The organism is Neobacillus sp. SM06 (assembly GCF_050496765.1).
GTDB lineage: Bacteria > Bacillota > Bacilli > Bacillales > Cytobacillaceae > JAEVLT01.
This window is the reverse complement of sequence record NZ_JBNWEO010000018.1, coordinates 220,323-246,417: the sequence shown is the minus strand read 5'-3', so window position 1 is coordinate 246,417 and position 26,095 is coordinate 220,323. Positions and strand designations below refer to the sequence as shown.

26 protein-coding genes and 1 pseudogene are annotated in these 26,095 nt (G+C 41.9%); 5 read left to right on the top strand and 22 right to left on the bottom strand.

What is annotated here, in order from left to right; all coding sequences use genetic code 11:
* Window positions 1–9 precede the first annotated feature (9 nt).
* From dnaJ to gpr, 9 genes are all read right to left on the bottom strand, one after another.
* Window positions 10–1,134, bottom strand: coding sequence for a molecular chaperone DnaJ (dnaJ, locus tag ACQYAD_RS16325; RefSeq protein WP_430239784.1), 1,125 nt, complete (start codon window positions 1,132–1,134; stop codon window positions 10–12).
* Between the two features lie 167 nt (window positions 1,135–1,301).
* The gene (gene dnaK / locus ACQYAD_RS16320) at window positions 1,302–3,134 is read right to left on the bottom strand and encodes a molecular chaperone DnaK (protein WP_430239782.1); all 1,833 of its coding nucleotides are present in this window, start codon (window positions 3,132–3,134) and stop codon (window positions 1,302–1,304) included.
* A 32-nt stretch (window positions 3,135–3,166) separates the two neighbouring features.
* Window positions 3,167–3,778 (bottom strand): nucleotide exchange factor GrpE, encoded by a 612-nt coding sequence (grpE, locus tag ACQYAD_RS16315; RefSeq protein ID WP_430239780.1) that lies wholly within the window; start codon window positions 3,776–3,778, stop codon window positions 3,167–3,169.
* A gap of 94 nt (window positions 3,779–3,872) precedes the next feature.
* Window positions 3,873–4,904, bottom strand: coding sequence for a heat-inducible transcriptional repressor HrcA (gene hrcA / locus ACQYAD_RS16310; RefSeq protein ID WP_430239778.1), 1,032 nt, complete (start codon window positions 4,902–4,904; stop codon window positions 3,873–3,875).
* A gap of 84 nt (window positions 4,905–4,988) precedes the next feature.
* Window positions 4,989–6,125: a radical SAM family heme chaperone HemW gene (gene hemW / locus ACQYAD_RS16305; RefSeq protein WP_430239775.1), complete on the bottom strand. Its 1,137-nt coding sequence runs from the start codon at window positions 6,123–6,125 to the stop codon at window positions 4,989–4,991.
* A gap of 69 nt (window positions 6,126–6,194) precedes the next feature.
* Window positions 6,195–8,030: a translation elongation factor 4 gene (gene lepA / locus ACQYAD_RS16300; protein ID WP_430239773.1), complete on the bottom strand. Its 1,836-nt coding sequence runs from the start codon at window positions 8,028–8,030 to the stop codon at window positions 6,195–6,197.
* A gap of 125 nt (window positions 8,031–8,155) precedes the next feature.
* Entirely contained in the window at window positions 8,156–8,473 is a 318-nt protein-coding gene (locus ACQYAD_RS16295) for a DUF3679 domain-containing protein (protein WP_430239771.1), read from the bottom strand.
* 16 nt (window positions 8,474–8,489) lie between these two features.
* A complete protein-coding gene (gene spoIIP, locus ACQYAD_RS16290) occupies window positions 8,490–9,683 on the bottom strand; it encodes a stage II sporulation protein P (protein WP_430239769.1) in 1,194 nt (397 codons plus the stop codon).
* Window positions 9,684–9,815: 132 nt separating this feature from the next.
* Window positions 9,816–10,934 carry a GPR endopeptidase gene (gpr, locus tag ACQYAD_RS16285; RefSeq protein WP_430239768.1) on the bottom strand — a complete coding sequence of 373 codons (1,119 nt, stop codon included), beginning with the start codon at window positions 10,932–10,934 and terminating at the stop codon, window positions 9,816–9,818.
* 208 nt (window positions 10,935–11,142) lie between these two features.
* Between gpr and rpsT the strand changes: the two genes are divergently transcribed.
* Window positions 11,143–11,403: a 30S ribosomal protein S20 gene (rpsT, locus tag ACQYAD_RS16280; RefSeq protein ID WP_430239765.1), complete on the top strand. Its 261-nt coding sequence runs from the start codon at window positions 11,143–11,145 to the stop codon at window positions 11,401–11,403.
* A 28-nt stretch (window positions 11,404–11,431) separates the two neighbouring features.
* On the opposite strand, the gene holA is transcribed toward rpsT, so the two are convergent.
* On the bottom strand, window positions 11,432–12,457 hold the full coding sequence (gene holA, locus ACQYAD_RS16275) for a DNA polymerase III subunit delta (RefSeq protein WP_430239763.1): 1,026 nt from the start codon (window positions 12,455–12,457) through the stop codon (window positions 11,432–11,434).
* 302 nt (window positions 12,458–12,759) lie between these two features.
* Between holA and ACQYAD_RS16270 the strand changes: the two genes are divergently transcribed.
* The gene (locus ACQYAD_RS16270; RefSeq protein ID WP_430239761.1) at window positions 12,760–12,894 is read left to right on the top strand and encodes a YqzM family protein; all 135 of its coding nucleotides are present in this window, start codon (window positions 12,760–12,762) and stop codon (window positions 12,892–12,894) included.
* 160 nt (window positions 12,895–13,054) lie between these two features.
* On the opposite strand, the gene ACQYAD_RS16265 is transcribed toward ACQYAD_RS16270, so the two are convergent.
* The 3 genes and pseudogenes from ACQYAD_RS16265 to ACQYAD_RS16255 form a co-directional block, all read right to left on the bottom strand.
* The gene (locus ACQYAD_RS16265) at window positions 13,055–15,382 is read right to left on the bottom strand and encodes a DNA internalization-related competence protein ComEC/Rec2 (protein WP_430239760.1); all 2,328 of its coding nucleotides are present in this window, start codon (window positions 15,380–15,382) and stop codon (window positions 13,055–13,057) included.
* 68 nt (window positions 15,383–15,450) lie between these two features.
* Window positions 15,451–15,897 (bottom strand): annotated as a pseudogene (locus ACQYAD_RS16260) (ComE operon protein 2); the annotation flags it as partial.
* A gap of 97 nt (window positions 15,898–15,994) precedes the next feature.
* On the bottom strand, window positions 15,995–16,669 hold the full coding sequence (locus tag ACQYAD_RS16255) for a helix-hairpin-helix domain-containing protein (RefSeq protein ID WP_430239759.1): 675 nt from the start codon (window positions 16,667–16,669) through the stop codon (window positions 15,995–15,997).
* Window positions 16,670–16,754: 85 nt separating this feature from the next.
* On the opposite strand from ACQYAD_RS16255, the gene comER reads away from it, so the two are divergent.
* On the top strand, window positions 16,755–17,573 hold the full coding sequence (comER, locus tag ACQYAD_RS16250) for a late competence protein ComER (RefSeq protein WP_430239756.1): 819 nt from the start codon (window positions 16,755–16,757) through the stop codon (window positions 17,571–17,573).
* 1,281 nt (window positions 17,574–18,854) lie between these two features.
* On the opposite strand, the gene ACQYAD_RS16245 is transcribed toward comER, so the two are convergent.
* Genes ACQYAD_RS16245 through ACQYAD_RS16210 form a run of 8 tightly spaced genes read right to left on the bottom strand, consistent with a single transcriptional unit; the run spans window position 18,855 to window position 23,914 of the window.
* The gene (locus ACQYAD_RS16245; RefSeq protein WP_430239754.1) at window positions 18,855–19,601 is read right to left on the bottom strand and encodes a class I SAM-dependent DNA methyltransferase; all 747 of its coding nucleotides are present in this window, start codon (window positions 19,599–19,601) and stop codon (window positions 18,855–18,857) included.
* On the bottom strand, window positions 19,598–19,954 hold the full coding sequence (gene rsfS, locus ACQYAD_RS16240; RefSeq protein ID WP_430239751.1) for a ribosome silencing factor: 357 nt from the start codon (window positions 19,952–19,954) through the stop codon (window positions 19,598–19,600). Before rsfS ends, ACQYAD_RS16245 begins: the two co-directional genes overlap by 4 nt.
* 4 nt (window positions 19,955–19,958) lie before the next feature.
* On the bottom strand, window positions 19,959–20,531 hold the full coding sequence (yqeK, locus tag ACQYAD_RS16235; RefSeq protein WP_430239750.1) for a bis(5'-nucleosyl)-tetraphosphatase (symmetrical) YqeK: 573 nt from the start codon (window positions 20,529–20,531) through the stop codon (window positions 19,959–19,961).
* Window positions 20,521–21,090: a nicotinate-nucleotide adenylyltransferase gene (locus ACQYAD_RS16230; RefSeq protein ID WP_430239747.1), complete on the bottom strand. Its 570-nt coding sequence runs from the start codon at window positions 21,088–21,090 to the stop codon at window positions 20,521–20,523. The genes yqeK and ACQYAD_RS16230 overlap by 11 nt, the downstream gene beginning before the upstream one ends.
* Window positions 21,091–21,119: 29 nt before the next feature.
* Window positions 21,120–21,410, bottom strand: a complete 291-nt coding sequence (gene yhbY, locus ACQYAD_RS16225; RefSeq protein ID WP_430239745.1) for a ribosome assembly RNA-binding protein YhbY — start codon at window positions 21,408–21,410, stop codon at window positions 21,120–21,122.
* Window positions 21,397–22,245 (bottom strand): shikimate dehydrogenase, encoded by an 849-nt coding sequence (gene aroE / locus ACQYAD_RS16220; RefSeq protein ID WP_430239742.1) that lies wholly within the window; start codon window positions 22,243–22,245, stop codon window positions 21,397–21,399. Before aroE ends, yhbY begins: the two co-directional genes overlap by 14 nt.
* Before the next feature lie 27 nt (window positions 22,246–22,272).
* On the bottom strand, window positions 22,273–23,355 hold the full coding sequence (yqeH, locus tag ACQYAD_RS16215) for a ribosome biogenesis GTPase YqeH (RefSeq protein ID WP_430240008.1): 1,083 nt from the start codon (window positions 23,353–23,355) through the stop codon (window positions 22,273–22,275).
* Window positions 23,356–23,383: 28 nt separating this feature from the next.
* Complete coding sequence (locus ACQYAD_RS16210; RefSeq protein ID WP_430239740.1) at window positions 23,384–23,914, bottom strand: YqeG family HAD IIIA-type phosphatase; 531 nt, start codon at window positions 23,912–23,914, stop codon at window positions 23,384–23,386.
* A 495-nt stretch (window positions 23,915–24,409) separates the two neighbouring features.
* Between ACQYAD_RS16210 and ACQYAD_RS16205 the strand changes: the two genes are divergently transcribed.
* Window positions 24,410–24,550 (top strand): sporulation histidine kinase inhibitor Sda, encoded by a 141-nt coding sequence (locus ACQYAD_RS16205; protein WP_430239737.1) that lies wholly within the window; start codon window positions 24,410–24,412, stop codon window positions 24,548–24,550.
* Window positions 24,551–24,596: 46 nt separating this feature from the next.
* On the opposite strand, the gene ACQYAD_RS16200 is transcribed toward ACQYAD_RS16205, so the two are convergent.
* Window positions 24,597–25,379, bottom strand: coding sequence for a phosphatidylserine decarboxylase (locus tag ACQYAD_RS16200; RefSeq protein ID WP_430239735.1), 783 nt, complete (start codon window positions 25,377–25,379; stop codon window positions 24,597–24,599).
* A 130-nt stretch (window positions 25,380–25,509) separates the two neighbouring features.
* Between ACQYAD_RS16200 and pssA the strand changes: the two genes are divergently transcribed.
* Window positions 25,510–26,049, top strand: a complete 540-nt coding sequence (pssA, locus tag ACQYAD_RS16195) for a CDP-diacylglycerol--serine O-phosphatidyltransferase (protein WP_430239733.1) — start codon at window positions 25,510–25,512, stop codon at window positions 26,047–26,049.
* The last annotated feature ends 46 nt before the right edge of the window (window positions 26,050–26,095 follow it).

Genomic DNA, 26,095 nt, shown 5'->3' with positions numbered 1-26,095 from the left:
CTCCAATCCTTACTCGCCTGTAAAGGCTCGTTTTACTTTTGAAAAAAAGCTTTCTTCATGTTCGCCAATCGGTGCTTTTCCGCTGATTTCCGCAAATTCTCTTAACAGCTGCTTTTGCTTATCGGAAAGCTTTGTTGGAGTGAGAATGCGCACTTGAATATGCTGATCGCCAACACCATAGCCGCGAACATTTGGAACCCCTTTTCCTTTTAAACGGAATCTTGTTCCCGTTTGCGTTCCCGCAGGAATTTTCAGTTTTACTTTACCGTGCAATGTTGGCACTTCAATTTCGTCACCTAATGAAGCTTGAACAAAGGTAATCGGCATTTCACAATATATATCGTCGCCATCCCGTTCGAAAAACTCATGGGATCGAACATTAAAGACAATGTACAAATCACCGGCTGGCCCGCCATTTGTTCCGGCTTCCCCTTGTCCTGCCATGCGAAGCTGCTGGCCATCATCGATACCGGCAGGGATTTTCACATGTATTTTTCGGTGCTTTTTCACCTTGCCCGTGCCTCCGCAAGTGGAACATTTGTGTTTAATCTCTTTTCCAGTTCCGTTGCAGTAATGGCAGACACGGCGGTTAACGATTTTACCAAACGGCGTGCTTTGCTCCACATTTAACTGCCCTGTGCCATGGCAATGCTGGCATGTATCCGGCTTCGTCCCTGGCTTGGCTCCGGTTCCATTACATGTTTCACATGTCTCTTCACGCGGAATTTCAATGTCTGTCTCTTTGCCAAATGCTGCTTCTTCAAATGAAAGCGTCATGGTATATTGCAGATCTGCACCTTGTCTAGGTGCATTCGGATCACGCCTTCTCGATCCTCCGCCGCCAAAGAACGTATTGAAAATATCTTCAAAGCCGCCGAATCCGCCAAAATCAGCGCCGCCGCCAAAACCTTGGTTTGGATCTGTATGGCCAAATTGATCGTAGTGCGCCCGTTTTTGGTCATCGGTTAATGTTTCATATGCTTCTTTCACTTCTTTAAATTTTTCTGCCGCATCCGGCTCTTTATTAATGTCCGGATGATATTTTTTTGAAAGTTTGCGATAAGCTTTCTTGATTTCATCCTTAGAAGCGCTTTTGCTTACACCAAGCACTTCATAGTAATCCCGCTTGCTCATGATTACCACTCCCGAATCTGTCACATAAAGATTATTCTACCATCCAAAGGATGTTATTTGCAATATTGAACATTCGATGCGAGTTTGACAGTTTCGCCATTGTTCCAGTCCAAAGAAAAAGCCAAAGCCTCTAGACTGACTTTGACTTTCTCCAAGTTGGGCGGCGATTATTTATCGTCTTTCACTTCTTCAAATTCCGCATCGACTACATTGTCATCTTTGCCAGTGTTTCCTTGGCCTTCTGCACCTTGCTGCGCTTGAGCTTGTTTGGCTGCTTCTTCATAAAGCTTAACCGATAAGGTTTGAACGATTTCTTGGAGTGCATCCTTTTTCGAACGAATCTCTTCCAAATCGTTTTTCTCAATGGCAGCTTTTAACGCATCTTTTGCCTCATTAGCTTTTGCGACTTCTGCTGCATCCACTTTGCCTTCAAGATCTTTTAACGTTTTATCGGTTGTAAACACAAGCTGATCGGCTTCGTTGCGAAGCTCCACTTCTTCTTTGCGTTTCTTGTCCGCATCCGCATTTTCTTCTGCTTCTCTTACCATTTTTTGAATTTCTTCATCTGAAAGGCCAGTTGATGATTTAATCGTAATTTGCTGCTCTTTGTTTGTGCCAAGATCTTTTGCACGCACATTTACAATACCGTTTTTATCAATATCAAAGGTTACTTCAATTTGCGGGATTCCGCGTGGTGCCGGTGGAATATCCGATAATTGGAAACGGCCAAGCGTTTTATTGTCGGATGCCATTGGGCGCTCCCCTTGAAGAACATGAATATCAACCGCTGTTTGATTATCAGCTGCAGTTGAGAACACTTGTGATTTTGATGTTGGAATCGTTGTATTGCGTTCGATTAATTTCGTAAATACCCCGCCCATCGTTTCAATTCCAAGGGAGAGAGGTGTTACGTCAAGCAAGACAACATCTTTGACATCGCCTGTGATGACACCACCCTGGATCGCTGCACCCATTGCAACAACTTCGTCAGGGTTAACACCGCGGTGCGGCTCCTTACCCGTCGCTTTTTTGATTGCTTCCTGTACTGCCGGAATCCGCGTTGACCCCCCGACCAGGATGACTTTATCAAGATCTGCCGGGCTTAAACCAGCATCGCTTAACGCTTGACGAACCGGCCCCATTGTGCGTTCGACAAGGTGGGCAGTCAACTCATCAAATTTTGCTCTTGATAAAGAGACTTCAAGGTGAAGCGGGCCTGCAGAACCTGCCGTAATAAATGGCAAGGAAATTTGGGTAGTGGTAACACCCGATAAGTCTTTTTTTGCCTTTTCAGCCGCATCTTTTAAACGCTGCAGCGCCATTTTATCTTGCGAAAGATCAATGCCGTTTTCTTTCTTGAATTCATCAACAAGGTAGTTAATGATGACTTGGTCAAAATCATCACCGCCTAGACGGTTATCCCCTGCAGTTGCTTTAACTTCAAAAACACCGTCGCCCAGTTCAAGGATTGAAACGTCAAATGTACCGCCGCCAAGGTCATAAACCAGGATGGTTTGGTCTTGCTCGGTTTTATCCAAACCATAGGCAAGCGCTGCTGCTGTCGGCTCGTTGATGATCCGTTCTACTTCCAATCCGGCAATTTTACCGGCATCTTTTGTAGCTTGGCGCTCTGCATCATTAAAATAGGCCGGAACGGTAATAACCGCTTTTGTTACCGGCTCGCCAAGGTAGTCTTCGGCATAGGACTTCAAATATTGTAAAATAATTGCCGAAACTTCTTGTGGAGTATACTTTTTCCCCTCAATTTCCACTTTGTAGTCAGTACCCATATGGCGCTTAATCGAAATAATCGTGTTCGGGTTCGTAATAGCCTGACGCTTGGCAACTTCACCTACTTGGCGCTCGCCATTTTTAAATGCAACAACCGATGGTGTTGTTCGGTTTCCTTCTGGATTTGGAATTACTTTTGGCTCTCCGCCTTCAAGAACAGCAACACAGGAGTTGGTTGTTCCTAAGTCGATTCCAATAATTTTACTCATAGCCTTTTCCTCCTAATCTTTCTATGTAGTCCTTACTGATTGACTTTTACCATCGAAGGACGAATGACTTTATCCTTTAGCATATACCCTTTTTGGAACTCTTCAATAACTGTATTTGATGCAAAGTTTTCATCTTCCCCCTGCATAACTGCCTGATGAAGATGCGGGTCAAAGTCTTTTCCAACTGCTTCAATGGCCTGCAGTCCTTCTTTTGTAAGAGCATCTAAAAGGCCGCGGTAGACCATTTCCATCCCTTGCAATAATGCTTTTGCCTGCTCATGATCAACTTCTGTTTTTAAAGCACGTTCAAAATTATCAACTGCCGGCAGCAATTCGGTAATTAATTTTTGTGCTTTATATTTTTCGCTCGCTTCAGCTTCCAATCTAGTGCGGCGGCGGAAATTATCAAAATCAGCCTGCAATCGAAGATAGCGGTTATCGGCCTCTTCCAGCTTCTTTTCAAGCTCAGCATTTTTCTCTTTCAATACGGACAGCTGATCTTCTATGGAAAGCTCTATTTGTTCTTCCTTAACAGCTTCCGCTTCACTTGAAACAGTTGTTTCATTCTCACTTTCGTTTTCGGGAAGTTCAGCGGATTGAATCTCTGCTGCTTCTTCTACTGATTGATCTTTTTCGATTGTCAACTTACTCACCTCCCTTAAAAGATATCTATATAATGAATCGGAATAATCTTCTTCAAGATCCTATCGGCAGTCACCCTTAACAATATCCCCAGCGTTAATTATTTTGATACAATTTCGTAAGGGTTGCGGTTAAGTCTTTGCTTAAAAACTGCAACAAACTAATTACCCGTGAATATTCCATCCGCGTCGGGCCTAAAATCGCGATTGTTCCTATTTTTTCTGTACCAATTGAATACGTTGCCGTAATCAAACTGCAATTTTCCATTGCCAAATTGTTGTTCTCCCTGCCAATTTTCACATTGATTCCAGCAGGGTTCTTTTTAATCAGGTCATAGATCCACTCTTCATGCTCAATCATGTTCATCAATGTCCGGATTTTTGAGAGGTCATGGAAATCCGGCTGGCTTAAAATATTGGTTTTGCCCGCAAAAAACAATTTTTCGTTCACCGGCATTTTAAAAACATCGGCGATGGTGTGCATCAAAATATCAACGTTTTGAATATGCTGGCGCAGCAATGTAGCTACTTCTTTATAAATTTTATTGTTTAGTTCTTCAAGCGGAGCATTTGCCAGACGTTCATTTAAAATATTGACCATTCGCTCCAATTCACTCGCATCAATCGAGGGAGGAAGATGGAAAGTTCGATTTTCCACATGACCGGTATCTGTCACAAAAATCGCTACAGCTGTTTCTTTATTTAGCGGAATAATTTGGACTTTCTTCAATTTATTGACACCGACATCTGGGCCGAGAACAATTGAAGTATAATTGGTCAGCTCCGACATGATCTGCGCTGATTTTTGAATAATTTTTTCAAACTCAAAAATTTTCTCAGCAAAAATGGATTTAATTTTCACAATATCATGCCGATTCAATGTCTGCGGAGAAAGCAAATGATCCACATAATAGCGATACCCTTTTTCAGACGGAACCCGTCCTGATGAGGTGTGGGTCTTTTCGATAAACCCAAGCTCTTCCAAATCTGCCATTTCATTTCGGATTGTTGCTGAACTAAATGAGATCTCCTCTTTTTTCGACAGACTTCTTGAACCAACGGGCTGAGCAGATTGAATAAAGTCATCAACAATCACTTGAAGAATTAACAATTGACGAGCTGTTAACAATTTGCATCACCTCTGTTAGCACTCTTTGTTAATGAGTGCTAAATCTACTAATAAATTATCAAAATAGGCCGTGAGTGTCAATGATTAGGCACCTAAAAATGATTGAAATACTTCATCGCCCAAAAGCCTTCCTACTTTTGTCAAATAAATAAAACCATCGGCAACTTCAATCCAGCCTTTTTCTTTTAATTGTTCAATTTCAGCTTGAAAATGATCCAGCGGGTTCATTTGAAATTTTTCATGGAATTTCTCAATCGAAACCCCTTTTGTTTTCCGCAATCCTAAAAACATTTCCTCCTCCATTTGTTCTGGCTTCGTTACAAAATGTTCTTCAAAAATGGGGAGCTGTCCCCTTTGAATGGAATCAAGGTATTTTTTTAACGGACCGATATTTGAACGGCGCCATCCATTTACATAACTATGGGCACCGGCACCGAATCCATAATAAGGATCATTGTTCCAATAAGTTAAATTATGCCTGCTCTCAAAACCCGGCTTGGCAAAGTTGCTAATTTCATATTGATGTAATCCATTTAATTCCATTTGCTCCATCAGCAATTCATACATTTCTGCTTCCACATCTTCCCCCGGCGTATGGAGCTTTCCCTTTTTCATTAAATTATAAAAAACTGTTTTCGGCTCAATGATGAGCGAGTAGCCTGAATAATGGGTCACGTTCAAAGAAAATGCTTTGGCAAGCGTATCGTTAAAATCGGAAATGGTTTGTCCTGGCAAACTAAAAATCAAATCGATGCTGATGTTTTCAAATCCTATTTCTTTTGCATTGGCTACCGAGGTGAAAACATCTTTTGCGCGGTGCACCCTGCCGATTTTTTTTAACAGTTCATCGTTAAAAGTTTGTACACCAAGGCTGAGCCGGTTGACTCCTGCCTGTTGCATGATCTGCAATTTCTCTTTTGTTAAATCGCCAGGGTTCGCCTCGAAGGTAAACTCTGTTTGCTTTTCCTTTTGCAGGTTTTGCAGAATGCTTTCGCAAAACGTATAAAGCTGTTTTTCATTCAGCGATGTAGGCGTTCCACCGCCGACAAAAATTGTTTTCAGCGGTTCGCTTTGACGTCTTGTAACGGTCAGCTTCATTTCCTGATCAATAGCCTGCAAATACGCATCAACAGGCTGCCCTTTTAAAAACACCTTATTAAAATCGCAATAATGGCAAATATGCTCGCAAAACGGGATATGAAGATATGCGGCTTTAACCATGTTTTCACCTTCTTAAGAACAAAGGAGGCAGAAGTCACCCATATCAGGCATCTTCAACCTCCCATTTGTTTATTTTTTTGGATTGTTGTCGTCCATTTTCAAAACAGCCATAAACGCTTCTTGCGGTACCTCAACAGAACCGACCTGTTTCATGCGCTTTTTCCCTTCTTTTTGCTTTTCCAACAACTTGCGTTTCCGGGAGATGTCACCGCCATAGCATTTGGCCAATACATTTTTACGCATCGCTTTGATCGTGGAGCGAGCAACAATTTTTTGGCCGACGGCAGCTTGAACTGGCACCTCGAATTGCTGTCTCGGTATTAATTCCTTTAATTTTTCAACAATGACTTTGCCGCGGTCATATGCAAAGTCTTTGTGAACAATAAAGCTGAGCGCATCAACTTTTTCACCATTTAATAAAATATCCATCTTCACAAGCTGTGAAGGTTTGTAGCCGATTAATTCGTAATCAAATGAGGCATATCCTTTCGTGCTCGATTTTAATTGATCAAAGAAATCGTACACGATCTCGGCAAGCGGAATTTCATAGACGATCGAAACGCGGTTTTCGCTCAAGTACTGCATATCGATAAAATTCCCGCGCTTTGATTGGGAAAGCTCCATAATGGCACCGACGTAATCGTTTGGCGCCATCATGGTTGCTTTCACATATGGCTCTTCCACGCGATCCATTTTTTGCGGATCTGGCATATCGGAAGGATTGTCGACCCGGATTTCGGTTCCATCAGTCATGATCACATGGTAGATAACGCTTGGAGCCGTTGTAATCAGGTCAATAGTAAATTCCCGCTCAATCCGCTCTTGGATAATTTCCATATGAAGGAGACCAAGGAAGCCGCAGCGGAATCCGAAACCTAAAGCCTGGGAAGTCTCGGGCTCGAATTGGAGGGCAGCATCGTTTAGCTGCAGCTTTTCAAGCGCCTCTCTTAAATCATTGAACTTGGCGGTATCAATTGGATACAACCCGCAATACACCATTGGATTTAATTTTCGGTACCCTGGAAGCGGCTCTGTTGCTCCATTTTTTGCGTTTGTAATCGTATCGCCGACACGCGTATCGCTGACATTTTTAATTGAAGCTGTTAAAAAGCCAACATCGCCAACGGTTAATTCATCACAAAGAACCGCTTTCGGTGTAAAGACACCGATTTCATTGACTTCAAACTCTTTGCCCGTTGCCATCATTTTGATTCGATCGCCGACTTTTACTGTTCCTTCCATTACCCGAATATAGGCTACGACACCCCGGTATGCATCATATAGCGAATCAAAAATCAACGCTTTCAGCGGAGCGTCCGGATCCCCTGAAGGTGCCGGAACGGTTTTCACGATTTGTTCCAAAATTTCTTCTATCCCAATGCCTGCTTTCGCCGATGCAAGTACTGCTTCAGACGCATCAAGGCCAATGACTTCTTCAATTTCACTGCGAACTCTTTCAGGGTCAGCACTTGGCAGATCAATCTTGTTGATTACCGGAAGAATTTCCAAGTTATTATCTAGCGCCAAATAGACGTTTGCAAGGGTTTGGGCTTCAATTCCTTGAGCAGCATCGACGACTAGAATTGCACCTTCACAGGCAGCAAGACTTCGGGAAACTTCATAAGTAAAGTCTACATGCCCCGGCGTGTCGATCAGATGGAAAATGTATTCTTCACCGTCTTTTGCTTTATATTTTAATTGAACCGCATTTAGCTTGATGGTAATTCCGCGTTCCCGTTCCAAGTCCATTGAATCAAGGAGTTGATCTTTCATTTCGCGGGAGGAAAGCGCATTGGTTTTTTCCAATATCCGGTCAGCCAGCGTAGACTTTCCGTGGTCAATATGAGCAATAATCGAAAAATTTCGTATTTTAGCTTGTCTCGTTAATTTTTGTTCTCTGTTCATGTGGTTCACTCCTACTATAATCGCCCATGTGCACTATTTTTGATTATAGCAATAGCGGCACAAAGATTCAACGAAAACTGGAGAATGCAGAAATGGAAAAACGGCGCCGCTTTGGACGCCGCATTTTAGTTGTTGCTTGTAATCGAGTTGATCAGCGACTTGGAGGTGTTTGCTACCCCGTCAGCCACCTTTTTCCCCATTTCCGAAAAAAGATTTTGACCATTGATTTCTTCAAGCTTTTGTTTTTTCGCTTCCAGGTTATGACTCGTAAGATCCGTCGATCTATTGGCGTTATTACTTTTTATAGGCGGATTTGTCATCGTAGTTTGCACTGGCTGCCCCTTTAATTTATTCAAGCCGTTATTGGCAATTTGGATGCCTGCCAGCACAGAAATAAACATAATCGAGGCAATCGCAAAACTTTTCAGCATAAACATCTTCATTTCTTTCTTCAACTCCTTATTGTGGGGAAGCCGGCTGATTTGTACCTTGATTTACCTTCTCTGCCTGCCAGTAATATTCACTGAAAGCATCTGCAAGAGCGTCTGCTGAGCGGTCAAGTTCATCAAAAGTATTATCAACTCCGCCAAATTCGATTAGAATCGCCTTGTCGGACAAGTTCTGGTTGTACACGCCGTTTGATCCCGGTTCTTGCTTAACAATTACTCCCCTGCTCAAACCGTCCCCATATTTCTTTTTGATGAGGTTGTGAAGATCCGTTGCCAGCTTCAAGTTTTTTTCGTAATTCGGATTTTTGCCGCCGATCACGAAGGCGATCTTTGCATAGGATTGACCATTGATTTCAACAGTTGTCTGCGGCTTTCGGCGCGAATCACGGTGAATATCAATTAAGTATTTCAAATCATGGTTGGAAGCGAGCGCGGCTTGGACTTCTTTTCCTGACTCCTGGTACGTTTTGGGCATCGTTGTTTTTCCCATAATATCCGTTTTGTCCACTTCGGCTGCGATCCCGTTTTCTGCCAGTCGCGCTTGAATTTCGTCACCAACTTTCGTTACATTGATTTGCGAATGATAGGCCAAATTTGGATCGGTGACGCCTTTTAAATACGGCAAGTACGACTCCCTATTATGGGTGAAGTAAAGATAGACAACTTTGCGCCCCCCTGTTGTTTGTTTTGGCGGCGGTAATGTTTCTTTAGGTTTTGCTTGGTTGAGGCTTTCCACATTTTGCAGCGATGCTTCGCGTTCAGCTTTCATAATTTCAACCGGCGGCGCTGATTCAATCGGCATATTTGTATAATTTGTTCCCTCACCGGCAACGACAATTTGCCCGTCAAATTGATAAAATCCCGGTAGTTCCCTCCCAAGCAGGCTGCGCGGGTCGTTCAAATTAATATTAGTGGATAGCTTAAAAACTAAATTCGTTAGTTTAGGGCTTGTTTCCAAATCTTTGCTGACTGAAAGAAAATGATGGTTTTCCCAGCCCATCAGTTGATAAAGCATTTTCCCGCTAATCACATTGGCAGCTTGATTGACGGAAGACGATACTGGACGATATCCCGGTTTTAATGCAGTTAATAAACCGCTGATGGCAAAAACGAGCAATAAAAACAGCAGCACATATAGACTATTTTTCAACAGGCTTGTCCCCTGGACGATCATAAAAGTTCCGGAAGCCCTTTGATTCTTCATGGTTCCACCTCACTAACGATTCTAGTAAATCATATGACTTTACTAGAATTGATAGAACCATTTTATTGAAAGGGTGATCCGAAATTCTTTCGTATTCCAGTCCTTAAAACCCCATTGGATTTGAATGTGCCATTATCTTGTATAATATCCGGCGTTGTCCTGGTCAACAGCATGGTGCAGGGACGCATTTAAACCGCTTGCGATCAAATTGGCCATGTCTTCGATAAAAACATCAACTTCTTTTGGTGTCACCATTAAATTATGTCCAAGCGGCGAGAGAACCTCATAAATGAGCTTTCGCTTTTCCTCTTCAGGAAGCGCTCCAACCATCCCAAGAAACGTTTTGCGGTGCTTTTCTTCTGGAAGATCTTCATCCGTCAACTTTCTTCGCTCCCCGAAGTTCATTCCAGCCGGCGCCAATGCTCGCGATGGCCGATTCCCTTCACGGATTTCCTTGCCAAAATGCTTCAAGATAAAATCAATTGTGTCACTTGTAATCGAAACCGCATCGACCACCGTCGGAACGCCAATGGCAATCACCGGGATACCAAGCGTTTCCTTGCTTAATTCCTTTCGTTTGTTTCCGACTCCCGAACCGGGATGAATACCTGTATCCGATATTTGAATCGTTGAATTGACACGTTCAATTGATCGTGAGGCAAGTGCGTCAATGGCAATGACAAAATCGGGTTTAGTCTTTTCCACAATCCCAAAAATAATATCACTCGTCTCAATTCCGGTTAATCCCATTACTCCGGGCGCCAACGCACTGACAGGGCGGTATCCTTCCTCAACATTTTCAGGCTGCAGTTCAAACAAATGGCGTGTCACCAACAAATTTTCACAAACCATCGGACCAAGTGCATCCGGCGTGACATTCCAATTCCCCAAACCGACAACAAGGCAGGAATCCGTTTTCTTAATCCCCGCCCCTTTAAGAAAATGGGAAAATTCGTTTGCAAACACATTTTCCACTTTTTGCTGAAGTTCTGTATCTTGCTGGCGTATCCCTTGAACCTCGATCGTTAAATAGCGTCCAGGCTTTTTACCTAATTGCTTTTCACCCTCTTTGGTAATTTCAACCAACGAAATTTTTATATCGTCAATTTCCTTTTCTTTGATAATAACCCCTTCAAGCTGCGAAAGGTTTTCTTCCTGCTGAACCGATTTTTCCGCTAACACCATTTCCCTTGCTTCGATTGCCAGGTCGGTTCTAACGGAATAGTGGCTTAAATCCATTTCTTCTTTCATCTCTATCCGCTCCATTCTGTCGATACTCAAATTTTTTCCTTATTTTTCCCCCTCTTTTAAAAAACATTCACATGATTTTCCGTTCGAAAATCAATCAAGTATTGCAATGTATGCCTTGGTTTGATAGAATATCTCTTGTTCTTCATAATCGTTTATGAATGTTTAGTCGAGTTCATATAGTCTCGATTCTTTCTAGGAGGTGAACGGAATGCCAAATATTAAATCTGCAATCAAACGTGTAAAAACAAGTGATACACGCAACGCTCAAAATACTGCTGCAAAATCTGCAATGCGCACAGCTGTTAAAAAAGTTGAAGCTGCAGTTACTGCAAACGACGGCGCTGCTGCAAAAGAGGTATACGCTAACGCTGCAAGAAACCTTGATAAAGCTGCTGCAAAAGGTCTTATCCATAAAAATGCAGCTGCTCGTAAAAAATCCCGTCTGATGAAAAAAATCAACGCACTATAATAAAAAGTGTAAAAAAAACGATTCCTACTTAGGAATCGTTTTTTTTCAATTTAAATAACAGCATTTCGACCACTAACGATTTATTCATACTGCCAGTTTTCATCTGGTAATCGGCCTCTGCCAGCATTTTCATAAACGCTGTTAATTCCTCATCTGTGAATTTTCCTGCCTGACCTGCAGCTAATTTAACCCGAAACGGGTGGACTTTGATAAAGCCTGCAATTTGCTGCTGGCCATAGCCGCGCCGCGACAGCTCCTTTACCTGATAGAGTAAGCGGAACTGACCGGCAATTAAGGATAAAATTTTGATTGGTTCCTCATTCTGTTTTACCAAATCATAATAAATTCTTAGCGCCTCATCCAATTTTCGCTGGACAACTTTGTCAATTAAAGTAAAAATATTTTGCTCAAGGGAACGGGAAACAAGCATTTCGACTAAATGTGTATCAATCGTTTCTTTTCCGCTTGCATATAAGGCCAATTTATCAACTTCACTCGTCAGCATAAAAAGATTTGGACCAACAAGTGTCAGCAGCAAGTCGATCGCTTCTTGATTTATTTCCACTCCATTTACCTTTGCTCTGCTTTGAATCCAGTTGTTTAATTCCGATTCCGTTAACTTTTTCGCTTCAACCGTCACTGCATGCTTCTTTAGTTCCTTTGTCATCTTTTTTCGCTCGTCCAGTTTTTCATAAGGTGCGAAAAAAACCAATACAGTAAAGGGAGCAGGCTCTCGAAGATATGCTTCTAACCTTGCCACATTATGCTCCACTTTTTCTTTCTTTTTCTCTGATGTTAAAAATACCGGATTATGTAAAAAAACAACTTTTTTGTCTCCTAAGAACGGAAGCGTCTCAGCATCCTCCAGTGCTTCTTCTATCGAAATTTCCTCCAAATCGTATGCGGAAAAATTAAATTCTTTCTCCTCTTCCTCTAAAATAGTGTTTACTATCAATTGCTTTGTTTCATTCATAAGAAATAATTCTGTTCCGTATAGTAAATAAACGGGAGCAATTTTTTTTTGTTTAATTTGTTTCCATACGTCTGTTACCAACCGTCTTTCGCCCCTTCGTTATGAATGCTATTCTTATCGTAATGAAGCTTGGACGTTTTGACAAGTGGGCAAAGGGAATTGGTTTGCTCGCAAGCGCCAATTCCCTATCTATAATAAACGCCGGCAGTTGCAAGCCCTAGGTACTTGAAGAGCCGACGGAATTGCGATTGATATTGTTAGTTTGGCTCGAATTAGCCAAACTATTTGTGTAAACTCTTGTCATTAAAGGAAGGCATTCAGTGGAAGCTAGATTTTTCACATTTTATCACGTATACTTAAATGTAGGTTAGGAGGGGTTGACTGTGAATGAATTTGAACAAAACGTCCAAAGCAAACGCAATGACGCAATTGATTCCGCTGTAGGATTTTTTGTCTCATTTGGTTTTTTTGCGACCATGTTTATCATTGCAACCATCGTAAAACTTCTCGGTTCCTAACAGAAAAGTGAAAGCGCTGTTTTACCATCTGGCCAGCGTTTTAGCAACAAGATGCCATTTAGTGGAACCCCGAAAGCGGCAGCGTCTTGTCAAAGAGTCTGGCCATTTTCAAGACTGCATTCGAACCGCGGTCTTTTTTTTTGGCTTTTGCTGGTATATTCTATGGCAGGAAAGTTGAAAAGGTTCCAGTTATTCGATTAAAGCGGTAGGTTATGGCTCCTTGTCTATCTGTTCGGTAAATCCCCGCTTGAATGCGGTCTAAACGCTCGATAACTTGGCTATGTGGGTGTCCATACCGATTTTTTTCTCCTGCTGATATAAGCGCTACTTTCGGCTTGTAATGTTCCAGGAAAACGGGTGAACTTGAGGTTTTGCTTCCATGATGTCCAACTTTTAACACATCAATGGAAAGCTTGGGATGCCGCTCCACAACGCTGTCTTCACCCGCTTGATCAAGGTCTCCGCCGAAGAACCAATGCAGTCCTCCAATCGATGCCCAAATCGTTAGCGACCCTCTGTTTCGATCCCCTGTATAATTTGCAAGCGGTGAAATAACCCGGAATTCACTGTCACGATTTTTCCATTCAGCTCCATCTGCAGCTTTCACAACAGGAATATTCCTGCTTTTTGCTGCTCGAAGAATGTCAACCTCAAGGCTGGATAGCTCTTTTACTGATGGAATGACGATTTCCTTTACATTCAGTTCTTTAATAATTGCCTGTGCACCGCCGATATGATCCATATCTCCATGCGTAAGAATTAATTTATCAATCCTCGTAATTCCTTTACTTTTTAAATAAGGAACAACAATATTTTTTCCGACTTCAAATTCCTTTGCCCTCTTTTGCCAATCTTGTTCTTGAAAGGACATACTTCCACCCGTATCAATTAAATAATTCCCTCGGGCAAAAGGAAGATGGATCAGAATGCTATCACCTTGGCCAACATCTATGACAGTTACCTCTCCAAGTGGATTCAACAGATTCAACAGATTTTGGAACGTCAGCAAAAAAAGAAGAAGTCCCCATATTCGATAGCGATTCTTTTTCAAGTCCCTTTTTTCCCAAAAAAAGAAAAGGGCGAGGATGGTAAAGAGGTAAACGAGAAGCATTTCTAAGCCTGGCCGTCCGGGAGTGTAGCGAAAAAAATGAATTTCAGCAAGAAACTTTGCGAGATCACCGGAAATATCCAACAAAGTGGTGAAAATTTGGAGAAGCCAAGCGGGAACCGAACCAAATACGAGCTGCAAAACGAAAAGCAAATAAACACCTGGAAGAAATACAAAAGAATAAAGCGGAATAAACAGCAAATTAGCAGCAATACTGAGAAGTGAGACTTCATAAAAATGATAGAGGAGAATTGGCAGAGCCGCTAGTTGTGCTACAAGCGATACGGCGATCATCGTGGAAATAGTGCCACGACATCGCTTTAAACTAAACGGTGCGGACACAATTATTGCGAAACTAACAGAGAAAGACAGCTGAAAACCCGGATCAACTAACACCGATGGGTTAAGAAAAAGATAGAACGCAAACGCAAGGCTAATCGCATCAACTGGCCTGAGCCTTATTTTTCTCTTCCACTTTTCCGAGATCAGGATAAGAAAAATCATCAATACTGCTCGAATCACTGATGGAGATCCTCCAGTAAGAACCGCATAGGCCGGGAGGATCATTAAAATCAACTCAGTCATCCTTTCCCGCGTGGCGCCAAAGCGAAGGCCAAAATAATAGAGAGCAGCGATGAAAAGGGAAACATGCAGGCCAGAAATCGCCAATAGATGGATGATGCCAATCTTTTGATAGCTGTCTAAAAGCTCTGGTTCCATGCTACTTCGATCCCCATAAATTAGCGCAGAAGCCAGTGCGGCTATTTTGCCGGGAAAATGTTCATCAAGATAGCGGATACCGGAAAAACGGATCTCCTTCAACACCCTCACCAAACCTGAATTGTTTTCAACACATTGATTCAGCGGTGGTTCTTCAGTTGCCAAGACCCAATGGATTTTCTTTTCTTGTAAGTAGTTGCGATAATCGAAGAGATTTTCATTTTTCGCAGCTCTCGGTTTTTCTAGCTTGCCTGAAACCTTACACGACAATTTAAAGACATCGAGTTGTTGCAGCATGGTTTTTTCAGCTTCTGATTTTATCTGGTAACGTAGTAAAAGGTTCTCTTGATTGCGGATTTCTTTTGCGCGGATTTGAAATTTGTCCCCATCTATCACCGGGTTGTCGGTAAATTGAAGGTAAAAGTCTGTGGCCGAGGGGTCGATCTTGGTTTGATTTTTTATCAACTGAATTTTTGCAGCGCTCAGAAAGAGGACAAATACGATCACTATAGCGATCGACTGTTTTTTGGAAAACTTCTTGAACCAAAAGATGCCCGCGAAATAAAGAACGGTGAGAAGTAGAAAAGGCAAAATCGGTAAAAACGAATAAAGGACGCCCACTAATGCTGCTAGTGCAAAGTAAAGATATTTTCCACTCATAATCATTCCCTTTCATTCAATGCACCGCCGGCTGCGAAACCGGCGGCTTTCAACTATTCAGCTATTTTTCTGAAATCAATAACTTGTTCTTTTAATTCCACCTGCTCAATTTGAACATTTGCCTGTTCAAAAAGCTCTACAGCATACGGATGATTTTTATAATCTTTTGCATAGTAAACGGTTTTGATACCGGCCTGAATAATCGCCTTTGTGCACTGAAGGCAAGGAAAATGCGTTACATATATTTCAGCCCCTGCCGTTGGCACACCGAATTTTGCGCATTGCAGCAATGCATTCATCTCCGCATGTATGGTTCGTACGCAATGATGGTCGATTACATAACAGCCTTTATCAATACAATGATCTCCACCGGCAATGGAACCGTTGTATCCTCCGGCAATGATCCGTTTGTCCCTCACAATGGTGGCGCCAACTGCCAGTCTTGTACAAGTGCTTCTTAATGCGAGTAAATGGCTTTGTGCCATGAAATATTGATCCCAAGAAATTCGTTCCACTTGTCAACACGCTCCTTTCGATTGACCTGCTCGTCCCTATCTAGTGTACTTTCGATCGAACAAACTGGTCAAGATTTAAAAAACGCTTCCGAAGTGGTTATTGAACGGTAATCAAATCTTTAAGCTTCTCAAACGTTTTATCGCCAATTCCGCTAATCTTTTTCAAATCTTCCGGGGATTGGAATGAACCATTTTGCTTTCGGTATTCTATGATTGCTGCAGCTTTCGCTGGCCCCACCCCTGGCAGTGTTTCCAGGTCGCTTTCATTCGCTTTGTTTAAATTTACCTTTCCGTTTCCCGGTTGACTGCCCGTTGTGCTTCCTGGCTGCGGTGGTGGGGATGCATTCGCAGATGCTTGTGGAACCGGCGGATTGGTTTCACCTTTTACCGGTACGTAAATGACCATCTCATCTTGTACTCGGGCAGCAAAATTGACTTGGCTGGCATCTGCCGTTTCTCCTAAGCCACCTGCCCGAAGAATGATATCGTTAACCCGTTCATTCTCATTCGCCTGATAAACACCAGGCTTTTTCACTGCCCCTTTTACATCCACGAAGATCGTTTCCGTTTTTGCCGGCTGCTTCTGTTCATTTGGCAGCGGTTTGATTGTTTGCTCCTTAGCTTCTACCTTTTCAGCACTTTGTTTTTCCAATTGGGCGAATTGCGCATTGGATTCAGGCGGTTTTTGATTAAAAAAATAATATACAGTGCCTAAAATAATGAATACCGGGACTACAAAATACAGTTTGTGTTCCATAAGCCATTGTTTCATTTGATTCATCCTTCCTAATGGTATAAATGGCAAGCCGTCTACATAATGTTAGAAGAGAATATTTGCGATAAGGAGGGTTGCGACAATGAACATCGGGATCATCGGTACAGGCAATATGGGGAGTATTCTTGTGGAGGCCATCATGGATAGTCATGCTGTACCCCCTACTGCCATGATGATTACAAATAGAACTCTCTCAAAGGCACAGAGGCTAAAAGATCTATATCCCGGGATTCAGATTGGAAAAAATGCTGACGAGGTAGCAGCCAATTCCCAGCTGCTGTTTATTTGTGTAAAACCATTGGATGTTATCGGGATTTTACAGCAAATCCAGCCGCATTTAACTGCTGAGAAATGCCTAATTTCCATTACAAGCCCAATTAGTACAGACCAACTGGAGAGGTATGTTGCCTGCTCTGTTATTCGGGCGATCCCCAGCATCACAAATCGGGCTCTTGCCGGCGTTTCACTCATTACTTATGGGGTAAACTGCCAAAATAGCTGGAAAAAGGAAACCGATCTTTTATTCAAGAAAATCTCAATCCCTGTGGAAATCGATGAAAAAATAACAAGGGTGGCATCTGACATTGTCAGCTGTGGACCGGCATTTTTCAGCTACTTGCTGCAGCGGTTTATCATTGGCGCGGTAAACGAAACGGGAATTAACAAAAATATCGCAACGAAATTGGCAAGTGAAATGATCATTGGCTTTGGTGAATTATTAAAACAAGGTCATTATACTCTGCCAACACTGCTGGAGAAAGTATGCGTAAAAGGCGGAATTACAGGCGAAGGGATCGATGTGCTTGAAAGAGAATTAGGCGATATATTCGAGCATGTATTTGAGGCAACCAACCAAAAATTCGCAGAAGATCTGGAAAAAACAAGACAGCAATTCTCTTAACTATTTACATTCGCCTTTTTTTAAAAAAATCCTTCTCCGAATTATAAGAAAAACCGGGCAAAAACCGCCCGGTCCTTTTTAGTTTGGCGGATAAACGGGGTCTGTTGATTTCCGCTCCAGGCACTCGCTTTCCGGGGGGCGTTCGCCGAGCCTCCTCGTCGCTAACGCTCCTGCGGGGTCTCGCCTGTAACGCTAATCCCCCAGGAGTCGGCGCCTTCCGCTCCAATCAACAGAGTGCCATAAACGAATTATTCCTAGGATTCTTAGCGTTCTTTTGCTAAAGGACATCAGATAGTTTGTACTCTATGCCATCTACTCCCTTTATAGTACACTTCTTCGCTTATTTCCATTACTTTGGGAATGATGAAATACGCAATCATCTCTTGTACTCTTACAAACATAAGCACATTGATTAGGCCATCGGGTCTTTACCAGTTTGACTCTTTATTCCTTGGCACAAATTCTCTTTCGGAAATCGTCATTTGTTAACTGTAATACCAAGGGTAGCCATTCTCACAAAGGTTACAACGGATATGCCCCTATTTCTGTATATCTTATGTCGATCAAGAAACGCTAATGGCTGAGGAGACTCATTGAAAAAATAGTTCTTCGGAAGAAGTAAGACCGTTTTACAAAATGGTGAAGCATGCAAGATTGATATCGTTAAAATTTGGGAAATATATACACTTATTTAAGATGTCCAAGTAAGTATATCTCACATTTTTAACCATAACCATGCAAGTGAATAGCCTGAAAAGACCTAATACAAGCCTATTTGACAATCCAAAAAGCTTATTATCGTAGAAAATTGACAAAGAACCGCTATCATTTTATTTATGGTTGATTCCGCTCACTTTTTGGATTGGAGCGGAAGGCGGCGAAGACTCCTGCGGGAGTACGGGGCAGGGGAGACCCCGCAGGCGCCAAAGCGCTGAGGAGGCTCCCCGGCACGCCCGCGGAAAGCGAAGCCGCCTGGAGCGGAGATCAAACAACCACAAAACACCCCGGTTATGGAATAAATTCCTTGCATGTATACTTTTCATGTCACGGATTCATGATTTTGGTCAAAAAAGATTCGTTTCAGAATAGTAGACTCCATATCTTACTCTTCCGGCAATCGTAAAAAAGGGTCAACATATAAATCTGATATTATAAAGAAAACTCGCCGATTGACGAGCCTTTAGCGAAGACAGAGGCGTAGTTGAATGTATGCGTTCAGAATTTATCCATATAAATTCTGATTAGCCAAAAAAGCCATCTTTTTTTAAAAGACGGCTTCCTTTATTTTTTTAGGGCACTAAAAAAGATTCTTTCTGATTCGGGCTGAGGAGCCGTTTCGGTAAAATCGGCATTCACTTCGATTATTTCAAAACCTGCTTCTTTTAACCACTGGGAATACGCATGAATCGGAAAAGTCCGCTGTATATGAAGCTCATCAACGCGGTCGTATTTACCGCTTTCTTCATCAAGGACAAAAAAACTCAACTCATGTTCAACACTGTACGGAAACTCTCCGGGAAAGCTATTCCAAATATAGGCCATATGATCTTCGTTCAGCGTAAAAGTCTGATTGATAAAACCATTGTTGATTTTATCGATCGAATGTACATCAAATAAGAGTACACCGCCTTTTTTTAGAAAGCGGAAAACGCCGGCAAGTGTCTTCTGAACTTGTTTCTCATCAGCCAAATAATTGAGCGAGTCACAATAAATAACGATAAAATCAAATGGCCCGAGCCCTTCCAGTTCAGCCATGTCCTGCTGATACAACGGGATGGTCAAACCGCAATCTTCCGCTTTTTTTCTGGCGACACTAAGCATTTCAGCCGATAGATCAACCCCCGTGACCGCAAACCCCTCGTTTGCAAACCGAACCGATAATTCGCCTGTGCCGCAAGCTAAATCGAGCATCCGTTTGCCTGATACATCAAAGCGAGCAAGCTTCTTTTTTGTGAAGGCTACCCATTGATCGTATGGAGCATCAGCCATCAATTCATCATATAAAAAAGCAAACCTTTCATAGCTCATGAAGGCAAAACACCGCGGATATCTTCTTGCGGGGCATCTCCCCAAAGTCGTTCCAAATTATAATAGCTGCGCTCGTCCCGATGGAAAACATGGGCAACAACATCCCCCATATCGATTAAAATCCATCTTGCTTCATCAAATCCTTCCATTCTTTTTACCTCGAAATGGCTTTCTTCCACTTTTTCTTTCATTTCCCTAGCAATCGCTTGCACTTGTTTATCCGAATTCCCATGGCAAATAATAAAATAATCGGCGATCAAAGAAATTCCTTTCATGTTGAGGGCGACAATATCCTCAGCACGCTTATCGTCAGCTGCTTTTACGGCAAGTTTTAATAACTGTTGATTGTCCATTTAATCAATCCTTTTTCTGTAAATTTAGTACGAGATCATTATAGGTATGGAAAGTATCCGGGTAGATCGGCTGATTTTTTTTCATTAAAAATACGATTGTGTTTTGGACTGCTTGAATCAGCGCCCGATCGAAATCGTTCTTGGCCAGCTCTCTTACCTCATCGACTCCTGGAAAATGCCGGCCCGGCTCGATATAATCCGCTAAATAAATCACTTTTTCAAGCTTCGTCATCCCGACTCTTCCCGATGTGTGATAGCGGATCGCATTTAAAATTGCTCCATCGGTGATCCCCACTTCATGCTCGACAAGATAGGCACCAACAGGGGCATGCCATAATTCCGAATTAAATTCAAGCAAAATCGCCGGCATATCCTTCATGCGGATCAGCTGTTCCATTTCCGCCTTTGGACGATATTTGGCATAATCATGAAAAATTGCAGCTAGTTCTGCCTGTGTTTCATTTACCCCATTTTGGTTCGCCAGCCCTATTGCTGTTTCCATCACACCGAGTGTATGCAAATAGCGATGCTCCGGCATTTGTTTCTTAACTATTTCCAATGCGATATCACGTTTCATATAAGTGATTCTCCTTTATGTAGCTGATGACTGAATCCGGTACTAAATAACGGATGGTTCTTCCAACTTTTAATCTTTTGCGAATCATGCTAGATGAAATATCCATTGCCGGAATATCAACATACAGTATAGGGTAAGGGCTGCGGCAGTGATATGAAGGCCTCTCAACACCAACAAATTGAACAAGGTTCACCAATTCGTCAATTTTATGCCATTTTGACAAATATTCAACCATATCCCCACCGATAATAAAATAAAACTGGATATCAGAATGTTGTTCTTTCAACAACCGCATCGTTTCATACGTATAGGATGGGCCTTGACGTTGCCATTCAATCGTTTCGATCCGGAATTGCCCATTCCCTTCAATCGCCAGTTCCAGCATTGAGAACCTGTCTTCATTTTTGATGGCCGACGATTTTTTTTTATGGGGCGGTTCTTGGTTTGGCATGAACCAAATTTCGTCCAAGCTCAGGGTGGACAATACCTCATTGGCAATCAAAAGATGACCAAAGTGGGGCGGGTCAAACGTTCCTCCCAATATCCCAACTTTTCTCATGCAGCAAGCCTCCTTCAGGTCCAGTCATTTTATGGGAGGATCATTTGTTTATTTTCCACAGATTCTTTATAAAGAACAATTGTGTTGCCAATGATTTGTACCAATTCAGCACCGGCCCCTTCTGCAAGCTGCCCGGCGATGTCAGCTTTATCATCTTCACAATTTTGTAAAACACTAATTTTCATCAATTCTCTTGCTTCAAGGGCATTTGCGATCTGCCTGATCATATTCTCATTCACGCCGCCTTTTCCTACTTGAAAAATCGGATCCAAATGATGTGCTTTTGAACGTAAAAATCGTTTTTGTTTACCTGTTAACATTTAGTGTCCTCCTTAGTTGCTGTAAAACATTCGTTTTCATTCGTTGAATATCAGGGAAAATGCCTGTCCATTTTTCAAAAGCGAGCGCCCCTTGATAGACAAACATTTCAAGTCCATTTTGAACAGTGGCTCCTCTTTGCTTTGCTTGCTGTAAAAATTGAGTATATAAAGGATTGTAGATGATATCACATACAACTGCCTTGTTTCCCAACCGGTCAAGACGTAAGGGCTGCTCCGTACTATTCGGATGCATGCCAATTGAAGTGGTTTGAATCAGTAAATCATAATCCCCTAATTTGGCAGCTGCTTCATCAAGCGAAAATGCCCGAGACGCATTCGTAAACGGACAATCCCGGATCAGTTCTTCCGCTTTTTGGACGGTCCGGTTGGCTAGATCAATTGTCAAACAATCCAGCTGTGCAAGGGAAAAATAAATTGCCCGAGCTGCACCGCCAGCTCCGATGACAAGAGCCTTTTTATTTGCCAATTGGGGTAAAAAAGTCTCTAAGCCTTTAATAAAGCCTAATCCGTCTGTATTATAGCCAACAAGCTTTCCGGATCGGTTTACAACTGTATTCACAGCACCAATCGATAATGCCAGTTCATCGATTTCATCAAGAAATGGCAGAATGGCACTCTTGTGAGGCACAGTAACATTAAAGCCGGCTGCACCGAGCGCTTTTAATCCTTTTACTGCATCTTTTAAATTTTCCTTTTGCACTTGAAACGGGAGGTACTCCGCCTCCAAGCGATAATGGGCGAACAAATCATTATGCATTGCCGGCGACATAGAGTGGGCAATTGGATCACCCAAAACGGCAAAAAGTTTTTTCAAAACACTCTCCCCAATCCTTTATTCTCTTTAAATTAGTGATTTACGCAACAATGTTTGCACCCCTTTTGGTGCGTAGGCAATCACTTTTACTCCAGGGTCGTTAACCGTAATCCAGCCAAGACCTGAAAAAACAATATCCGTTTTGGCTTCCCTTATAAGAAACTCCTGCTTTTCCAGTTCGGGAAATGCAGGTAATTGTTCCGGTCCTGGCGGTGAAAGCAATTCACCAAGATGATTTTCATACAGTGAATCTGCATTTTCCATTTTCGTCCGATGGATTTGAAGTTCATTGGATACATAACAAACAAATGATTGTCTGCCGCCGCTGACGTAATCGAATCTCGCAAGCCCGCCAAAAAACAATGTCTGTCCTTCATTCAGCTGAAAAACTTTTGGCTTAATTTCTTTTTTCGGGGTAATGATTTTCAAGTCCTGCTTAGCGACAAAATGAGCCATCTGATGATGGTTAATAATCCCCGGTGTATCCATCAAGAATTTTCCGTCATCAAGAGGTATTTGAATAATATCCAATGTTGTTCCCGGGAAATGCGAGGTCGTAATCACGTCCCCTTCACCGGTCACTTCTTTGATAATTCGGTTAATAAACGTTGATTTTCCGACATTTGTGCAGCCTACGACATACACATCTTTTCCATTGCGGTATTCTTCAATTGCCCGTGCAGTTTCTTTAATAAAATGCCCTTTTGCTGCACTAACAAGATATACATCCTCAGCATGCAGCCCAAGGTCTTTAGATTGCTGTTTCATCCAGGCAATCAGCTTGTTTCTTTTAACTGATTTTGGCAGCAAATCTGCCTTGTTGCCAACAAGCAAAATCGGGTTATCGGAAGCAAACCGATGCATTCCGGGAATCCAGGAGCCATTAAAATCAAAAATATCGACAATCATCACAATAAGGGCATCCGCTTTACCGATCCCATTTAAAATTTTTAAAAAATCATCATCCGTCAAGCTGACATCTTGGACTTCATTATAATGCTTTAAACGGAAACAGCGCTGGCAAATCACAATATCTTTTTCTAACGCTGAAGCCGGTGCAAATCCCAGTTCATTTGGGTTTTTCGTTTGAATCTTTACTCCGCAGCCCATGCATACCTGTTCTTGTTCAGTCACGAAATTAATCCTCCCATTGAATCATTCCTTTTTTTCGGAACCAATTTAAAATCCTTCGTTCCACAAAGCGGTTTATCCTTGTGGCGAACCCGTCCGTTTGGGCCACCGGTACAACCAGAATCGTGTGAAAGCCGCTGCGATTTCCGCCCAGTACATCTGTTAAGAGCTGATCGCCAATGACAACCGTCTCTTCTTTTTGTAATTTCATTTGGGAAATTGCTTTACGAAAGGCATGCCCCATTGGTTTTCTCGCTTGAAAAATAAAAGGGATGCTTAATGGATCCGAAAAAGCTTTTACTCGGTTTTCCCGATTATTCGAAACAATGGTCACCAGGATGCTGTGTTTCTTCATATTTTCAAACCATTTGATCAATTGCGGTGTTGCATTTGGGCGATCCCATTCAACCAATGTATTATCCAAATCGGTTATAATTCCTTTGATTCCTTTGCTCTTTAAATGTTCAGGTGAAATATCCAAAATGCTTTTAACATGTTCATCCGGTAAAAAATACTTTAACAAAAGAGTACACCTCATTATATTTTGTTTAGATCTTGTTTTCTTCTGCCAAAAGAGGATCACCTTTATAAAAACGGCCGATCATTTTGATCTTTGCTTTTTATTCATCATACCCAATTTCCCCCTGGGTTTCAAAGAATTCTTCGAATGAAGGAGTCCCTTCCCAGGCAGGATACTTGTATATGCAAAAAACGACAAAATTCCACAAAAGTAGTAAGGTATCTGTCGAAAATCTACTCCATATTATAGGTCTAAAAATATTTTTCGACAAATCCATCGCAGTTTCAGCAATTGTGGATAAACTTATTCACATTGTACCCCTTGATTTAAGTTGTTTTTACTCATTTATAAACAGATTAATCACAAGTTATCCACCAACACCTGTGGATAAGAGAACGGTTGTTCTATTCGTTTATTTTTGGTAGATTAAGGGTACACACCTTGTACCTACTAGTTTATGTCGAACATTTATAAGTTAGAACATCTAACTTACAATTGGAGGTATAGCCAAATATGCGCAAACTGTCAGATGAATTACTGATTGAATCCTACTTTAAAGCAAGAGAACTTAATTTAAGTGCCGATTTTATCCGTCTGATCGAAACAGAGATCCACCGCCGCTCTTTAACGACGAAAATTAAAATCTCTTCCTAATTATTCCTGCCCCTATAAGGGCTTTTTCTTTTGCATGTTCATTCGTTTAACATGAGAAATAGCCGATCTTCTCACCTACTTTTAATTCAACTGGCGGCTCAAGGGCTGATTCGGGTTGAAAAATGTCTTTTTCAAACAGTAAAACGACAGTTGATCCGAAGCTAAAATAAGCCATTTCTTCCCCCTTTTTAACACTTTCGCCAAGATGGGATACTTCGATGGAGTTAACAAACATGGCCCCGACTTTTACAACGGCAACAAAACCGAACTGCGTTTTGATTTCTGTAATCATCCGATAATTTTTCGCAAGGGGGCTTTTGCCATACTGTAGTCCCCATTTATTGACTGGAAAAGATTTTTTGCCAAGCGTCCATCTCTTTTCCACCACCCCTGTTACCGGGCTGTGTATCCGATGATAATGGCTAGGACTTAAATAAAGAATGAGATATGTTCCGTTTATATATTTTTTTATCGCGGACTGATCCCCAAGCATCTCGGCTACAGCGTAACGCTTCCCTTTCACAAACAGTTCGCATGTATCATTAATCTTCCCGCTATCTTCCAACACCGCATCTACAGGGCTTGTTACGGTCGCGGCATCAGGGTGAATTTCCCGGGCACCTGCTTTTAGCTTCCGGACAAATAGATCGTGCAATGTAGGGAATTCTTCCAGCTTTTTCTCCATTTCATCAAGATTTAAATGATACAGCCTCGCGAAAGATGGGACGATGATCTTGCTTATCGGAGAGCGGGCAAAACGCTTTAACAGCAAGGATGTCAAACGGCCATTCGTCAGCTCGATCAGCAGGCGGTAGAGAGTTTCCTTCAATGTACTTACCTCCAAAAAGTGTAAAAATACTCTTTACGAATTAGCATAAAACGCTTAAAATTAAATAATATAAAATAAACCTAAAGAAATTTATTGTCCATCCTGCTAAACATAAGGAGTTGAGGATTCATTGTTTTTATTGGAAGTTTTTGATCAAACATTAAAAAAATTAAAATCGCAAACAGCCAATTTAATTACATTAACCAATTTGTCTTTAGGCGGTTTTGCCATTGTATTCGGCATTCATGGCAACTTACGATTAAGCTTGCTGCTTATTTTTACAGCAGCCCTTGCCGACCGTTTTGATGGAATGGTTGCTAGACGGTTCAACATTGAGTCAGACCTCGGAAAGCAATTGGATTCCATGAGTGATATTATATCATTTGGTGTGGCTCCTGCACTATTGTTATACGAAGGAATTTTGCACGAATTTGGCGGTCCGGGAACCTTTTTTACTGTCTTTTACATCGGCTGCGGCGCTTTCCGTCTCGCCCGCTTTAATATTTCGGAAAACAATGGATATTTTACCGGCCTGCCAATTACAGCCGCTGGCGTTCTCGCCACTTTAAGCTTTTTTGCGATTCCATATTTTCCGCCGCAGACATTTTTATTCCTAATCATGATTCTATCTTTCCTAATGGTTGCTTCATTTAAACTGAAAAAAATTTAATTGCGATGAAGAAAAAGCAGCGGTTACAGGAACCGCTGCTTTTCAC

Coding starts and splice junctions, on each gene's coding strand:
- ACQYAD_RS16205 (WP_430239737.1), top strand. CDS start 24,410: ATGCGCAAACTGTCAGATGAATTACTGATTGAATCCTACTTTAAAGCA.
- gpr (WP_430239768.1), bottom strand. CDS start 10,934: ATGAAAGAAGAAATGGATTTAAGCCACTATTCCGTTAGAACCGACCTG.
- lepA (WP_430239773.1), bottom strand. CDS start 8,030: ATGAACAGAGAACAAAAATTAACGAGACAAGCTAAAATACGAAATTTT.
- ACQYAD_RS16230 (WP_430239747.1), bottom strand. CDS start 21,090: ATGAGAAAAGTTGGGATATTGGGAGGAACGTTTGACCCGCCCCACTTT.
- hemW (WP_430239775.1), bottom strand. CDS start 6,125: ATGGTTAAAGCCGCATATCTTCATATCCCGTTTTGCGAGCATATTTGC.
- ACQYAD_RS16245 (WP_430239754.1), bottom strand. CDS start 19,601: ATGAGCTATGAAAGGTTTGCTTTTTTATATGATGAATTGATGGCTGAT.
- comER (WP_430239756.1), top strand. CDS start 16,755: ATGAACATCGGGATCATCGGTACAGGCAATATGGGGAGTATTCTTGTG.
- ACQYAD_RS16295 (WP_430239771.1), bottom strand. CDS start 8,473: ATGAAGATGTTTATGCTGAAAAGTTTTGCGATTGCCTCGATTATGTTT.
- ACQYAD_RS16255 (WP_430239759.1), bottom strand. CDS start 16,669: ATGAAACAATGGCTTATGGAACACAAACTGTATTTTGTAGTCCCGGTA.
- dnaJ (WP_430239784.1), bottom strand. CDS start 1,134: ATGAGCAAGCGGGATTACTATGAAGTGCTTGGTGTAAGCAAAAGCGCT.
- yqeK (WP_430239750.1), bottom strand. CDS start 20,531: ATGAAACGTGATATCGCATTGGAAATAGTTAAGAAACAAATGCCGGAG.
- rpsT (WP_430239765.1), top strand. CDS start 11,143: ATGCCAAATATTAAATCTGCAATCAAACGTGTAAAAACAAGTGATACA.
- ACQYAD_RS16265 (WP_430239760.1), bottom strand. CDS start 15,382: ATGAGTGGAAAATATCTTTACTTTGCACTAGCAGCATTAGTGGGCGTC.
- yqeH (WP_430240008.1), bottom strand. CDS start 23,355: ATGGGCTGCGGAGTAAAGATTCAAACGAAAAACCCAAATGAACTGGGA.
- spoIIP (WP_430239769.1), bottom strand. CDS start 9,683: ATGAAGAATCAAAGGGCTTCCGGAACTTTTATGATCGTCCAGGGGACA.
- dnaK (WP_430239782.1), bottom strand. CDS start 3,134: ATGAGTAAAATTATTGGAATCGACTTAGGAACAACCAACTCCTGTGTT.
- ACQYAD_RS16210 (WP_430239740.1), bottom strand. CDS start 23,914: ATGAGGTGTACTCTTTTGTTAAAGTATTTTTTACCGGATGAACATGTT.
- yhbY (WP_430239745.1), bottom strand. CDS start 21,410: ATGTTAACAGGTAAACAAAAACGATTTTTACGTTCAAAAGCACATCAT.
- rsfS (WP_430239751.1), bottom strand. CDS start 19,954: ATGGACAATCAACAGTTATTAAAACTTGCCGTAAAAGCAGCTGACGAT.